The organism is Paraburkholderia sp. SECH4, assembly GCF_030511745.1.
Lineage (GTDB): Bacteria > Pseudomonadota > Gammaproteobacteria > Burkholderiales > Burkholderiaceae > Paraburkholderia > Paraburkholderia madseniana.
The window spans coordinates 315,199-329,943 of the sequence record NZ_JALOCP010000002.1 but is presented as its reverse complement, the minus strand read 5'-3'; the positions used below and the strand labels follow the sequence as shown (position 1 = coordinate 329,943).

12 protein-coding genes are annotated in these 14,745 nt (G+C 62.7%); 6 read left to right on the top strand and 6 right to left on the bottom strand.

Going from position 1 to position 14,745, the window contains the following annotated elements; translation table 11 throughout:
* The first annotated feature begins 78 nt into the window (after positions 1–78).
* Entirely contained in the window at positions 79–1,509 is a 1,431-nt protein-coding gene (locus M0D67_RS04380; protein ID WP_266237466.1) for an NYN domain-containing protein, read from the top strand.
* Between the two features lie 139 nt (positions 1,510–1,648).
* Here the strand turns inward: M0D67_RS04380 and M0D67_RS04375 are convergent, their stop codons facing one another.
* From M0D67_RS04375 to xseA, 4 genes are all read right to left on the bottom strand, one after another.
* Positions 1,649–3,346: a PQQ-binding-like beta-propeller repeat protein gene (locus M0D67_RS04375; protein WP_171926135.1), complete on the bottom strand. Its 1,698-nt coding sequence runs from the start codon at positions 3,344–3,346 to the stop codon at positions 1,649–1,651.
* Between the two features lie 327 nt (positions 3,347–3,673).
* A complete protein-coding gene (locus M0D67_RS04370; protein ID WP_171926098.1) occupies positions 3,674–4,252 on the bottom strand; it encodes a glycine zipper family protein in 579 nt (192 codons plus the stop codon).
* 568 nt (positions 4,253–4,820) lie between these two features.
* The gene (locus tag M0D67_RS04365) at positions 4,821–5,399 is read right to left on the bottom strand and encodes a superoxide dismutase (RefSeq protein ID WP_054034297.1); all 579 of its coding nucleotides are present in this window, start codon (positions 5,397–5,399) and stop codon (positions 4,821–4,823) included.
* 219 nt (positions 5,400–5,618) lie between these two features.
* Complete coding sequence (xseA, locus tag M0D67_RS04360; protein WP_154558602.1) at positions 5,619–6,998, bottom strand: exodeoxyribonuclease VII large subunit; 1,380 nt, start codon at positions 6,996–6,998, stop codon at positions 5,619–5,621.
* Between the two features lie 576 nt (positions 6,999–7,574).
* Between xseA and lpxK the strand changes: the two genes are divergently transcribed.
* From lpxK to M0D67_RS04335, 5 genes are all read left to right on the top strand, one after another.
* Entirely contained in the window at positions 7,575–8,591 is a 1,017-nt protein-coding gene (lpxK, locus tag M0D67_RS04355; protein ID WP_266237462.1) for a tetraacyldisaccharide 4'-kinase, read from the top strand.
* A complete protein-coding gene (locus M0D67_RS04350; RefSeq protein WP_006050060.1) occupies positions 8,572–8,775 on the top strand; it encodes a Trm112 family protein in 204 nt (67 codons plus the stop codon). The genes lpxK and M0D67_RS04350 overlap by 20 nt, the downstream gene beginning before the upstream one ends.
* A gap of 169 nt (positions 8,776–8,944) precedes the next feature.
* Entirely contained in the window at positions 8,945–9,745 is an 801-nt protein-coding gene (gene kdsB, locus M0D67_RS04345) for a 3-deoxy-manno-octulosonate cytidylyltransferase (protein WP_266237459.1), read from the top strand.
* Positions 9,746–9,959: 214 nt separating this feature from the next.
* Entirely contained in the window at positions 9,960–10,625 is a 666-nt protein-coding gene (adk, locus tag M0D67_RS04340) for an adenylate kinase (RefSeq protein WP_054034304.1), read from the top strand.
* Between the two features lie 281 nt (positions 10,626–10,906).
* Positions 10,907–11,665: a 3-hydroxyacyl-CoA dehydrogenase gene (locus M0D67_RS04335; protein WP_154558606.1), complete on the top strand. Its 759-nt coding sequence runs from the start codon at positions 10,907–10,909 to the stop codon at positions 11,663–11,665.
* Positions 11,666–11,775: 110 nt separating this feature from the next.
* Here the strand turns inward: M0D67_RS04335 and M0D67_RS04330 are convergent, their stop codons facing one another.
* Both M0D67_RS04330 and murJ read right to left on the bottom strand, forming a co-directional pair.
* Positions 11,776–12,618, bottom strand: coding sequence for a SirB1 family protein (locus tag M0D67_RS04330; protein WP_154558607.1), 843 nt, complete (start codon positions 12,616–12,618; stop codon positions 11,776–11,778).
* A 5-nt stretch (positions 12,619–12,623) separates the two neighbouring features.
* The gene (gene murJ / locus M0D67_RS04325; RefSeq protein WP_154558608.1) at positions 12,624–14,174 is read right to left on the bottom strand and encodes a murein biosynthesis integral membrane protein MurJ; all 1,551 of its coding nucleotides are present in this window, start codon (positions 14,172–14,174) and stop codon (positions 12,624–12,626) included.
* Positions 14,175–14,745: the final 571 nt, after the last annotated feature.

The window sequence follows — 14,745 nt, the reverse complement described above, 5'->3', positions numbered from 1 at the left end:
AAAGCTGATCACCTCCGCTGGAATCGCTATCATGGTCGCGATTCGTCGAATTCGACGATCGCTTCAATGGAGATATTCATGGCGTCATCCAACGAAACCGTCAGCATGGCGCTATTCTGCGACTTCGAAAACGTTGCGCTCGGCGTGCGCGACGCGAAGTACGACAAGTTCGACATCAAGCTGGTGCTCGAACGTCTGCTGCTCAAGGGCAGCATTGTCGTGAAGAAAGCGTATTGCGACTGGGACCGCTACAAGAGTTTCAAAGGCGCGATGCACGAGGCCAATTTCGAGTTGATCGAGATTCCGCACGTGCGCCAATCGGGCAAGAATTCCGCCGACATCCGGCTCGTGGTCGACGCGCTCGACCTCTGCTACACGAAATCGCACGTCAATACCTTCGTCATCATCAGTGGCGACTCGGACTTTTCACCGCTGGTGTCGAAGCTGCGCGAGAACAACAAGCAGGTGATCGGAGTCGGCGTGCAGCAATCCACCTCCGATCTGCTGATCGCGAACTGCGACGAGTTCTTCTTTTACGACGACCTCGTGCGCGAGAGTCAGCGCACGGTTGCCAAGCGCGAGTCGTCGCGCCCGCAACAGACCGCGCAGCAGACCGCCAAACGTACGCCCGACGAAGAAAAATCACGCAGCAAGGAAGACCTCGAAAAACGCCGCACCAAAGCGGTCGAGATCGCCGTGCAGACGTTCGACGCGCTCGCGTCCGAACGTGGCGACAGCGGGAAGATCTGGGCATCGGTACTGAAGAACGCGATCAAGCGCCGCAAGCCGGATTTCAACGAGACGTACTACGGCTTTCGCGCATTCGGCAATCTGCTGGAAGAAGCGCATGCGCGCGGGCTGCTCGAATTCGGCCGCGATGAGAAGTCGGGCGCGTACGTTTATCGGGGCGCGGCTGGAAATGCGGGTGCCGAAAACGTGAACGAGCCGGCCGAAGCGGGTGAGTCGGCAGAACAGATTGTTGAAGCACAGGTTGCCGAAACCGTTGTCGCCGAGTCGGGCGGCAAGCACGAGTCGCGCCGCCGAGGCCGCGGCAATCGCAAACCCGGTCGCGGCCAGCAGGAAGCAGTGCAGGAAGATCGTGCGGCGGTTGAGCACAGCCGCCATGCACAGGCTCAAACTGACACGGGGCACACGCACGCGCCATTGGCCAGTGAAGCCGTTTTCGAACAGCCGGAAGCCGCCTGGATAGAACCGGAGGCCTTTGCGGCTGAACCGGTCGCGGTAGCCGAAGAAGAGGCACAGGAAACGAGCGGCACCCAACCTGAGCGCCGCAAGGAACGCGCACCGCGCAAGACAGCCGCGAAGAAAACGAAGAAGGCAACACCGCGAAGGATCGACGAGGTACCGGAAATCGCGGCGCCTGCTGAAGCACCGGTGGCGTCGGTCGCCGAAGAAAAAGCGCCCGTGGCCGCCAAGAAGGCAGCGCGCAAAACCGCCCCACGCAGTCGCCGTCCGCGTAAGACAGCGGCAACGAGCGAGGTGGAATAAGCGTCTCACTTTGCGTCACGTGCACGGATTTCTTCCGGTACGCCCATAGCAATGTGAGTGCCGCCGCGCAAACTCCGCTCCAAACAAAAAGCCCCTGCTCGCAATGAACAGGGGCTTTTCCATTTCCCGTTCGTAACACCTACAGCAAACCAAACACCGCCACCCCATTCGTCGCGCCCACAAACACTTTGCCGCGCGCGATCATCGGCGTGATGAACTTGTTGCCCGCGCCCCATTGATCGCGCGCGCCCGCCTGATTGCTGTTGTACAACTCATGCGCAAGGTTGCCTGCGTCGTACGCATGCAAGGCACCCGTCGTGCCGTTTTCCGCCACCCAGACGATGCCGTTGCTCGAGCCATTGGCCGACACGGCCGGCGTCGCGCCGGGATAGGCAAACGTGGTTGGACTCTTTGACGATGCGGTGGTCGCGAGAAACGCACCGGAGATCGGCAGCGCCTTCAGGTTATCGTTCCAGCCGCCGTAATAGACCACACCGTTGTAATAAGCCGGCGACCCCCAGATGCCGCCCGCGAGCGTGCCGGTCAACACCTGCCAGTTATTGTTCGCCGTGGGACTGAACTTACCCATCGAGTCGCGATCGACCACATAGATCAGATTGTCCTTGCCCGCCGCCACCGCCAGGTGTTTGACGACGCCGCCCGCGGTCGTCTGATCCGGCAACAGCATCACGCCGCCCGAACCGAAATCGTTGTCGGCATTTGCCTCGGCCACGACGTTATCCATGGCGAAGTAATCGGTGACCTGCAGGTTTCCTAAGGACAGCTTCATCAGCGAGTTGCCGAAGTCGCCGTCGACGGGAAAGCCCTGCCCATTCAGCGTGGTGCCGAACGTGCCGTTGCCGTCGACGACGTAAATCGAGGTGCCGTCCGACGCCATGCCTGAGCCGGCCATCCAGATCGATCCCTGGCTGCCGTTCGGTGCGACGTCGAACACGCTGGTCTGCTGCAACGTGTCGGCGCTATAGGCCATCAACCAGCCGGTGTAAGCACCCGACATGCAGTGCGCGGTCCAGCCCATATAGACGTTGCCGCCGACCAGCGTGAGCGCCGCGCGCACCGCGTGCAGCGACGGATTGAAGGTGATGGTGCCGTTGACGCTCCCCGCGCCGCTGCCGGGGAAGCTCGCCGCAATCTCCGTCGGCCCGCCAAGCACCTCTGCCCCAGTGGTCAGATCAAGCGCATGCAGCCGATGATGGTACGCACCGCTGCCGTCTTTGGTCATCGCCACGGCATACAGCACACCATTCGCGCCGCGATTGCGATCGATCACCGGCGTCGACGTAATGCCGATTTCCGGCGTGATGTCCTGGCAACCGCGGTCGTCGCTGGATGTCTCGCCGCTGCCGACCAAGGAGACCTTCCACAATTGCGCGAAGGTGGTGGCGTCATACGCGTACACGCTATCGTGTTCGGTGGCGACGTAGACCACGTCGTGAGCGGTGCCGCCAATCGACAGACTCGTGACGAACAGCGGCTGCGCATCGACCTTGCCGTCCGCGGCGAGAAACGCCACTTTGCCGAAGCTCGCTGAATTCACGTTCGCGAGCGTCAGCGTCGTCTCGGCGAGCATCTGGCCCGTGCGGGCGAGATCGTTGTGATGCATCAGCACGTCGGTGGCGAAGGTCGCCGTTCCCATCGACGTGCCACCCGAACTGGTTGAGCCGGTGCCACCACTGCCGGTCGTCGAGCCGCCACCGGTGGTGCCGCTGCCGGCTGCCGAGCCCGTACCCGATGAGCCACCCGATCCGCCGCCGCAAGAAAGGAAGCAGCCAGCGACGAATGCAATCGCCAGCCACTCGCACACACGGGACCACATACTCGGATTGAACGTGCCGGTTTGCGGTCGCTGCATGGTCGCCTCGTTGGCACGATGTCCGGCTCACTCCGTGCGTCGGGCTGCGTCAAACGGCGGAGTCAGAAACGGCGGATGCCGGCAGGGATGGAGTGGAGTTTGCGGGCTGTGCGGAACCGCCAGACAGGTGGCGTCCCTGACCCTCCATTCAAACGTACGCCCTTTGCCGGGCGGCTTGCCGCCATCGTTTCGTGTCTTTCCGCCAGACATGACAAAAGCTCTACAGCAACAAGCTTGCCTGCTCCCTGGCGCAAACGGTTAGTTTCTGCGCAGCGAGGTTTCCGATCGACCTCAGTAATACGGGTAAGGCGCGTACATCACCGGAGGCGGCGCGACATACCTCGGCGGCGGCGCATAGTAGTACGGCTGAGGTGCGTAATAGACCGGCTGCGGCGCATAGTAGGCCGGTTGCGGCGGCTGCGAGATGGTGTTGCCTTTCGAGGTCATGCACTGCGCGTAGGCCGCGTCGTAGCGCGCTTGCAGGCCCGCCGCGGAATACTGCGCGCCATTCGCGCCGTTCGCGCCGCCGATCAGCAACCCGCTGCCCGCGCCGATCGCCGCGCCGGCGCCCGCATTGCCCGCCGCCGCACCGATCAGTGCGCCGACCGCCGCGCCGCCAAGCGTGCCCAGCGCGGCGCTGTTCACGCTGTTCGTGGTCGCCGCCTGGGCAGCCGCGTTCGGGTCCGTCGAGCGGTTCGCGTAGTCGCGGCATGCATAGTCGTCCTGCTGGAACTGCCCGAGCGGCTCGCCGCTACGCGGCAGCGCGACCACGCTTGGGCCGCTCGGCGGCAAGACCGCGCAACCGCCGAGCGCGAGCGCAACGACGGCGGCCGGTAGGGCGAGGCTTATCGACTTGGTGCTGGAGATCATGTTCGTGCGCTTCAAAGACATTGGAATTCAAACGTTATGCCAATCTGTATCGTCCTTGGTTACGAGATCGTTACAGATTTTTTTTCGCTTACATTCTCGCCCGCGTCCGCGCGGCACGGTCTCGCCCACCGGCGGAGGGCGCGGTCATCGGCATCGGCATCGGCATCGGCATCGGCAGATGTCGACGGATTCCGATACGACCGGGGCCGCATCGACACAGCCTTGATTGAACGCGCGCAAGGTCTGATGCGCAACGCTGACGAAGCTTGCCGGCAGCAAGGAATATGCAGTAACCCTTAAGTAAAAATGGATATGAATGACGAAAAATTTGACGCGCAAATGCGACGGCGTAGAAACGTGCAAACTTCATCTGTCGACCGCCGTGCACGAGCTGGCCTTCTGTTGAAGGCGCATGGCGTCGCCAAAATTGGCGACTAAAAAGCAGAAAGCCCTCACGAAGGAGGGCTTTCTGTTTTACTACCGTCTCCAGACTTCATTGCAGCGATCCGCTTAGATCTCCAGTTTCGTTGGATATCCGAACTATCTTGTCACGCTGCAACCGGCAAACTCACGCGAAGTTCTTCGACGCGAATGCCCAGTTGACGATGTTCCAGTACGCTTCAACGAACTTCGGACGCGCATTGCGGTAGTCGATGTAGTACGCGTGTTCCCACACGTCGATCGTCAGCAGTGCCTTCGCGTCCGTGGTCAGCGGCGTAGCCGCGTTGCTCGTCGACACCAGGTCGAGCGAACCGTCAGCCTTCTTCACCAGCCATGCCCAGCCCGAGCCGAACGTGCCGACTGCGGTCTTGGCGAATTCTTCCTTGAACTTCTCGAACGAACCCCACTTGGCGTTGATCGCGTCAGCCAGTGCGCCGGTCGGTGCACCGCCACCTTGCGGCGACAGGCTGTTCCAGAAGAACGTGTGATTCCACACCTGAGCAGCGTTGTTAAAGATGCCGCCCGATGCCTTCTTGACGATCTCTTCGAGCGACAGGTTCTCGAACTCCGTGCCCTTGATCAGATTGTTCAGGTTGGTCACATAGGTCTGGTGGTGCTTGCCGTAGTGGTACTCAAGCGTCTCTTCCGACATGTTCGGAACGAGTGCATTTTTTGCAAACGGCAGCGGCGGGAGCGTATGTTCCATGGTGCTTTCCTTGAGTCTGTATCTGTTGTGGGGGAGTCTGCGGATAACGCTTTAGAGCACTCGATTGTAGGCGAGTTGGAATAACCCCGCAAACCAACGGACTTTATGCCCGGCATCGGCGAACACGCCGCACACATAGCGTAATTAGTGCATTCGCACGGGCTGTGCCCGACTCTCGCGACGGTCAAAAATGCGCTTTTGCGTGCCGTCGGCGAAGTGTCAGAAACCGTCGGTCAAGCGCGGTTGCACGTCGGCGAGGGCAATGTCCGCCGCGCCTTCGGCGAGATGCACCGTGAGGCGCCGCCCCGGCTTCAGCGACGACGGCGAGCGCACCGCGCGGCCGCTCTGTGCATCGAGCACGGCAGCATAGCCACGCTCCAGGGTGCGCTGCGGACTTAGTACTTCGAGCCGGGCAGCCAACGTGTCGATGCGCGCGGACTGACGTTCATGCTGGCGTAACAATGCCGCGTCCAGACGCTGCGAGAGCATGCCGAGCTTTGCCTGATGCGCGGCGAGATCCGGGCGCCAGCGCTGCCAGCGCATCTGCAACAGAGAAAACCGCGCTCGGGCGTCACGCACGGGACGCGCGCCCGCCGATGCCAGCCGCACGCTCAATTGCTGCAAATGCGTGCGCTGCCGCGCGAGCCGCTCAGCCGGCGACACGAGCCGGCGTGCGAGCCAGTCGAGTTGTTGGGCGCGCCGCTCCATCATGCGGCCGAAGCCACGAGCGAGCGTCGCATGCCGATGATCGAGTTCGCGCAGCAACAGCACGCGCTGCGGGCTGACGAGTTCGGCGGCACCGGTGGGCGTCGGTGCGCGCACGTCGGCGGCGAAGTCGGCGATCGTGAAATCGGTTTCGTGACCCACGCCGCTCACCACCGGTATCGCGCTTTCGGCAATCGCGCGCGCCAGCACTTCTTCGTTGAACGCCCACAGGTCTTCAATCGAGCCGCCGCCGCGGCACACGATCAGCACGTCGACTTCGCGCCGCGCGCTGGCAGCATCGACCATGGCCGCTACTTTGGCACTGGCGCCCACGCCCTGCACCGGTGCCGGGTAGACGATCACCGGAATATGCGGGGCGCGGCGAGACAGGGTGGTCAGGACGTCGCGCAATGCGGCGGCCTGTAACGACGTCACGATACCGATCGCACGCGGATGGGCCGGCAAAGCGCGTTTGCGTTCGGCGGCAAAGAGGCCCTCGGCTTCGAGTTGCGCCTTCAGCCTGAGAAAGGCTTCATAAAGACGCCCCTGCCCCGTCCGGCGCACCGCTTCCACATTCAGTTGCAGCTCGCCGCGCGGCTCGTACATCGTCACCAGCGCGCGCACTTCGATGCGATCGCCTTCGCGCGGCGTGAACTCGGCGTATTGCGCGCGACCGCGGAACATCACGCAGCGCATCTGTGCCTGCGCGTCCTTGATCGAGAAATACCAATGGCCGCTCGCGGCACGCGTGAAGTTCGACACTTCCCCGGACACCCAGACGAGCGGAAACGAGCGTTCGAGCATCGTGCCAATCGCACGGTTGAGCGCGGAAACGGGGACGACAACTTCACCGCCGGGCGTAGCCGACGAGGAAAAAGGGCTTTCGGGATTCATGCGAGGAATATCGGTGACTGGCCGGACAGACGATAGACCGAGTGGCCATCGGCGTCCAGCACAGCAGACGAATTGTTAAAAGTGTCCACATGTCGGGAGCCGTTAGACGAATGCCGCCAGATTGCCCGCCAGGTCGCGTGAATTGGAAGCATGTCTTTGATTTATATGGATTTTGCATCTCGTTAAAGAGAACGATTGCCGATACGGAGCGCTCGGCGCGGCCCTCTCAGACCGTTGATGGGCAGGTTCTCCACAAAGTTATCCACAGGCTGCGAGCATCGTTCGGAGCCGTGACTTGCCGTGCGGCGCAAGGCGCGCGACTTGCCGGGCGGGACTTGCGCGCGCTAGAGTGGCGGGTTCGGCGGTATGTTGAACGTCCGCCACGCTCGCCATGATGGCCCATTGACTGCACACTGCGGGCACACTGCGCGAGTGCAGCGGATGCAGCCGCTGCCTGACCTTTTCGCTTCACTTTTCGACTGTCCGGAGAACCGCGTTGATGCTTGCACCGCGTATTGCGCCTGGCGCTTCCATGCCGCCGTCCCGGCCCCTTTCGCCCGTCCCTGCGGCTTGCCGATGAGCGGACTGAGCGACCGTCTCGAAGCACGCCTCGCGCGCGAGTGGCAGCAGCGTGGACCGCTTGCGTGGGCGCTGACGCCCTTCGCATGTGTGTTTGGCGCGATTGCCTCCGCGCGCCGCGCCGCTTTCTCGTTCGGCTGGCTGAAATCCGTGCGCATTGGCGTGCCGGTGGTGGTGGTCGGAAACGTGACCGTCGGTGGCACCGGCAAGACGCCGACCGTCATCGCCCTGGTCGAAGCCTTGCGCGCCGCCGGCTTTAAGCCGGGCGTGGTGTCGCGTGGCTATGGCGCGCGCGTCAAAGGACCGACGCGGGTTCTCGCGACGTCGGCGGCAAGTGTCGGCGGTGACGAGCCGCTGCTGATCGCGCGCCGCACCGGCGCGCCGGTGTGGGTCTGCCCGGATCGCGTCGCGGCCGCGCAGGCGCTGTGCACCGCGCATCGCGAAGTCGACGTGGTCGTCAGCGACGACGGCTTGCAGCACTACCGTCTCGAGCGCGACGCCGAACTGGTGGTCTTCGATCACCGGCTCGGCGGCAATGGTTTTCTGCTGCCGGCCGGTCCGTTGCGCGAGCCGCTGTCGCGCCGCCGCGATGCGACGCTGATCAACGACCCGTACGCCCGCACGCTGCCCGCATGGCCGAATACGTTCGCGCTGCAACTCGCGCCCGCCGACGCCTGGCATCTCGACAACCCCGGTCTGCGCCGCCCACTCGCGCAATTCAGCGGCGAGCGCGTGCTGGCCGCGGCCGGCATCGGAGCGCCGGAGCGTTTTTTCGCGACGCTGCGCGCGGCTGGCCTCTCGCCCGCCACCCGCGCCTTGCCGGATCACTACGCGTTCGAACGCAATCCTTTTGCGGACGTCGACGCGGACGCCATCCTGATAACTGAAAAGGATGCGGTAAAATTAGGGTCCTGGCACGACGCGCGCATCTGGGTTGTCCCTGTCGAAGCCGCGCTCGATCATCGCCTCATTGCATTAGTTGTGGAGAAAGTCCGTGGACGCTCGCCTGCTTGAAATTCTCGTCTGCCCGATCTGCAAGGGCCCGCTCAGCTACGACCGTTCCGCGCAGGAACTGATCTGCAACGCGGACAAACTTGCCTATCCGATCCGCGACGGCATTCCCGTGATGCTGGTCGACGAAGCACGGCAGACCGTGGAAGGCACGCCGGTCGATCTGAATCCGGGCTCTGTGGCCTGAGTCAGCTTTTGCCCGACGCGGGGCGGGTGCGGCGCGAGACCATCCAGCTCGCCGTGCGTGTCTGATCCGCAATTGCCGCATTTGCCGTCTTGTTTGCCGTCTTTCCCATCAGCGCCCGCACTGCACTTGCGAGCGCATTCTTCCGGTTTCATCGCCGCTCGTCCTTCCGATGACCAACGCTAACGCCACCACTCCCCCGTTCATCGCCGTCGTGCCGGCCCGGCTCGCCTCGACGCGTCTGCCCAACAAGCCGCTCGCCGACATCGGCGGCAAGCCGATGGTGGTGCGGGTCGCCGAACGCGCGCGCGAATCCGGCGCGCAGCAGGTGCTGATCGCCTCCGACGCGCAAGCGGTGCTGGATGTGGCCCGCGAGCACGGTTTCGAAGCCGTGCTGACGCGCGCCGATCATCCGTCGGGTACCGACCGTCTCGCGGAAGTAGCGGCGCAGTTCGGTTGGAGCGACGAGACGATCGTGGTAAACGTTCAGGGCGACGAGCCGCTAATCGACTCGGCGCTCGTGTGCGGCGTGGCGTCGCACCTGGCTTCGAGCCATGGTTGCGCGATCGCCACCGCTGCACATCCGATCACCGACCCAGCGGAAATTTTCAATCCGAACGTCGTCAAGGTCGTGCTCGACGCGCGCGGCGTCGCGCTGTATTTCTCGCGCGCGCCGATTCCGTGGGCACGCGACGCGTATCAGCCACATTGGCCCGACGTGGCAGCGATGCCCACGCCGCCGGCGCCCGCGGTCGTCCACCGGCATATCGGCCTGTACGCGTATCGCGCCGGATTCCTGCGCTCGTATCCGGGTCTCGCGATCTCGCCGATCGAGCAGGTCGAAGCGCTCGAACAACTGCGCGCGATGTGGCATGGTGAGCGAATCGCGGTGCTCGTCACGCAGAATGCGCCGCTGCCCGGCGTCGACACGCCCGCCGATCTCGCGCGCGTACAGGCTTTATTCGGGGCTTGAGCGGAAAAACCCATGGCATAATCGGACGGTTGTGCGCGCCTCCCGTTAAACGCGAGAGTCAGGGTTTGCCCCGGTCGCACCGTTGCGGTCTTGCAGCGCCGTCGTGTTCGACGTGCAGCGCGAGACGCAAAACGGCAGCCGATGCGGGTCCCTCGACGAATCGCGGGATGGCTGCAGCGTCACCAAAGAATTCACATAGATCTGGAGATATCACATGCGTTTGATCCTTTTGGGTGCGCCCGGCGCGGGCAAGGGCACTCAGGCAAACTTCATCAAGGAAAAATTCGGCATTCCGCAAATTTCCACCGGTGACATGCTGCGCGCCGCCGTCAAGGCAGGCACGCCGCTCGGTCTTGAGGCCAAGCGTTTCATGGATGCCGGCGAACTGGTCACGGACGAGTTGATCATCAATCTGGTGAAGGAACGCCTGCAGCAGCCGGATTGCGCGAACGGTTATCTGTTCGACGGTTTTCCGCGCACCATTCCGCAAGCTGAAGCCATGAAGCAGGCAGGCGTCGCGATCGACTACGTGCTGGAAATCGACGTGCCGTTCGAAGAGATCATCGTGCGTATGAGCGGCCGCCGCTCGCACGCCGCGTCGGGCCGTACGTACCACGTCAAGTTCAACCCGCCGAAGGTTGAAGGGGTGGACGACGTGACGGGCGAACCGCTGATCCAGCGCGACGACGACAAGGAAGAAACGGTCAAGAAGCGCCTCGACGTGTATGTTGCTCAAACCAAGCCGCTGATCGAGTACTACAACAACTGGGCGCAAAACGGCGACCCGGCGACCTCGCTGACGGCACCGCAATATCGCCGCATTTCGGGCCTCGGCTCGGTCGACGAAATTCGCAACCGCGCGTTCGATGCGTTGAAGTAATCGCACATCTGCGGTTGTCGGTCGAAAAACCCGCCCATTCCGGCGGGTTTTTTTATTGCACGCGGCGCGACGTGCGTTCTTACCCCGATCTCCATCGTCCGCCGCGCCCCGCATTAATTAGCCATCCGTAGCAGTTCATCGGCACTATGGGTCTTCGACAGAGGCCCCACCCGGCCGGCACCCCCGCCGCTTCGCTTTCCGCATTGCAGCATAGCCGTTACAATCGATCATCGAAAAGATATTCGATCGAGACATTACTGAACTGAAGCAAAGGAGAAGACATGGAGATTCGTGACAACGTATTCCTGATCACCGGCGGTGCATCGGGACTGGGCGCGGCCACGGCGCGCCTTTTCGTCGAGAACGGCGGCAAGGTGGTGCTGGCCGATCTGAATCAGGATGCCGGTGAGGCGCTCGCGAAGGAACTCGGCGGCGTGTTCGTCAAATGCGACGTGAGCCGCGAAGACGACGCCACCCAAGCGGTCGAAGCCGCCACGAAGCTCGGCACGCTGCGCGGCCTCGTCAATTGCGCGGGCGTTGCACCCGCCATCAAGACGGTCGGCAAAGACGGCCCGCATCCGCTCGAGTCGTTTGCCCGCACCATCTCCATCAATCTAATCGGCACCTTTAACATGATCCGGCTCGCCGCCGCGGCCATGTCGAAGAACGAACCGAATGCGAATGGCGAACGTGGCGTGATCATCAACACGGCTTCGGTGGCTGCGTTTGACGGCCAGATCGGCCAGGCCGCTTATGCTGCGTCCAAGAGCGGCGTGGTCGGCATGACGTTGCCGATCGCACGCGACCTGTCGCGCAACGCGATCCGTGTGATGACGATTGCCCCGGGCATCTTCGAAACGCCGATGCTGCTCGGCATGCCGCAGGAAGTGCAGGATGCGCTCGGCGCGATGGTGCCGTTCCCGCCGCGTCTCGGCAAACCGACTGAGTACGCGATGCTGGCGAAGCAGATCTTCGACAATCCGATGCTCAACGGCGAAGTGATTCGTCTGGACGGCGCGATCCGGATGCAGCCGAAGTAATGATGTACCCGGCGCGCAGCTTTATGCGGCTGCGCCTATGAAAAACGCCTGCACGTGAGTCACGTGCAGGCGTTTTGTTTTGTTTTGACCGGTCGGCCGGAAAGCGCCTCTTAGTCGCGGTCGTCGTACTGGGTGCGTTGACGCAGTTCGTGCAACTGCGACTCCACCACCGTCGCGTCCTCCGCATCCGGCCGGTCGCCGAGATAGCGTTCGAGGTCTTCGAGCGCTGGGCGCAGATAATCGAGCCGCGCGTAAGCGAAACCGCGATCGCGCACCTCCTCGATACTGTCCGGCAGCAGGATCACCAGACGCTGCTGCACCGCCAGCAGACGCTGCCAGCGTTCCGTCTGAAGATACGTGGACTTCAGATTGCGCAGCATGCGAGCGATAATCTCGCGGCGCGTGGCCGGTTGCAGCAAGATGCGCAGCGCTCTGCTCACCGACTCACCCGCCGACGCCACATACGGCTCCAGCATGTCCACCATCTGCGATTCGGACAGCGAATGTCCGCTGGTCGGATCGAGCATCACGTCGCCGTCCGGCGTCGTGACGCGCAACAGGAAGTGACCCGGAAACGACACGCCGCGCGCCGGAATGCCGATCTGCTCGGCCATCTCCAGATACAGCACCGCCAGCGAAATCGGAATGCCGCGGCGCCGCTTGAGCACCACATTCAGATGGCTGTTGTCGGGATCGTAATAATCGTTGAGGTTGCTGGCGAAACCCAGCTCGCGAAAGAAAAAACGGTTGAGAATGCCGACCTTCTGCCTGATGTCGGCATCGTCCGGCATGCGGCGCTGCAAACGCAAAACCAGCTCGTCGATCTCAGCCAGCGTGCCTTGCAAATCGAGATCGGGATAAGCGTCCTGCGCGAGCGAGAGCGCCGCCTCGGTCAGCGGCAGGCTGTCATCTTCGGCAACCAGCGTACTGAAATAGTCGAGAACTCGCGTCATCGTGATCACTTCACTCGCCTTTTGAAATACGCGTACTTGAAGCCCATCAGCCAAAGCATACCGAAATATAGCGCGGCGAACAGTACCAGGCACGCCCCCAGCAACACGATGCGGTCTACCGGCCGGTTATGCATGCCAATCCAGTCGAAGCTGATCGCGAGCCAGTGCATCGTGCCGGCCAGCACCAGACAGGCGCCGAACAACTGCACGAAGAACTTCAACCAGCCGTTCGACGGCATGTAGATGCCGCGCTTGCGCAGGCCGAGGAACAGGAACAACGCGTTCACGCACGCGCCGAGCCCGACGCTCAACGTGAGGCCCGCATGCGCGAAGATCGGCACGAACAGATAGTTGCTCATCTGCGTGACGATCAGCACGCCGATGCCGATCTTCACCGGCGTCTTGATGTCCTGTTTCGCGTAAAAACCGGGCGCGAGGATCTTGATGAGAATCAGGCCGATCAGGCCGATGCCGTAGGCCGACAGTGCACGGCCAACCATGACCACCGAGTTGCCGTCGAACTTGCCGTAGTGAAACAGCGTTGCGGTGAGCGGCTGAGCGAAGAAGAACAGCGCGACGGCGCTTGGCGCGGCCAGCAGGAAGGTAACGCGCAGCCCCCAGTCGAGCAGCGACGAATACTCATGCGGATCGGCGTCCACGTGCGCCTTCGAGAGGCTCGGCAGCAGGATCGTGCCGAGCGCGACACCGAGCAGCGCGGTCGGAAACTCCATCAGCCGGTCGGCGTAATTGATCCAGGAGACGGCGCCCGGGCCGATGCGCGACGCAATATTGGTGTTGATGATCAGGCTGATCTGCGCGACCGACACGGCGAACATCGCCGGCACCATCTTCGACAGCACCCGCTTCACACCGCGGTGCGCGAGCGCCTTCAGCGGATTCAGGCCGATGCGCGGCAGCATGTCGATCTTCTTCAGACCCGGCAGTTGCACGATGAATTGCAGCACGCCGCCGGCGATCACCGCCCACGCGAGCGCGTAGACCGGCGTTTGCAGGCGCGGCGCGACAAACACCGCCGCGACGATGAAGGCGACGTTCAGCAGGACCGGCGCGAATGCGGGCAGCGAAAAGTTCTTGTACGTATTCAGCACGCCCGACGCCAGCGACGTCAGCGAGATGAAAATGATGTACGGGAACATGATGCGCGTCATCGTGACCGCGAGCGCGTACGCCTGCCCTTCATGCGCGAGCCCTGACGCGACGATGAACACCACGCCCGACGCCCCCACCACGCCGATCAGCGAGAGAATCGCGAGCGCCCAGGCAAGTACCGTCGAGGTCGCGTCGACGAGCGCCTTGGTGGCGTCGTGTCCTTGCTGGTTCTTGAATTCGGCCAGAATCGGCACGAAGGCTTGCGAGAACGCACCCTCGGCGGAAATGCGGCGCAGCAGGTTCGGAATACGGAAGGCGACGTAAAACGCGTCAGTATATTGACTGGCGCCGAACGCGCGGGCGATCAGCGTTTCGCGGGCCAGTCCGGTCACGCGCGACAGCAGCGTGAAGCCGCTGACCGTCAGCAGGGCTCGGAATAGATTCATGGGGCGCTTATTATACGGGTGCCGCAGGTGCGGACGACGAGCCGGAACGCGAATCGGACCGATTTGCGCCGCAGACGTTCGGTCGAATGAGCGGATCGGGTTGTTTTTTGTTGCTTGCCGCGGGCTCCTCGAGCCACACCCTCGCCGCCCGCTTGCCCGTTGCGACGGCGTCGAGACGTTCGTGAACCGCCGAAACTCGCCAAAACTAACAGAATCCCCGGCGATACGCGCCGACCCAGGATCTCGGAATTGGCGATTCCTCGTTGCCACGTGCCTGATTTTGTTGCTATAATCGCCGGTTTCGAAGCTCGCTCAATTTTCGGACGGGTTTTCGATGAGGTTCGGGCACGCAGTAGGCAGGCGTCGCTCCAGCAGCGCGCAAGCCGTATTGAGGCGCCGACCAGCCTCGAAATACACCGGAACACGGGCCCGCCTTCGCGTAGTCCGATCGATTTTTCGAATTATTTCGACACTTTTGCGCTCTTGGGCAATCGCTTCCAAGAGTTCGATCTAAAAGCAGCACCTCACCATTTGAAGGTCAGGTACTGGAAACAGGAACAGGATAAGGAAC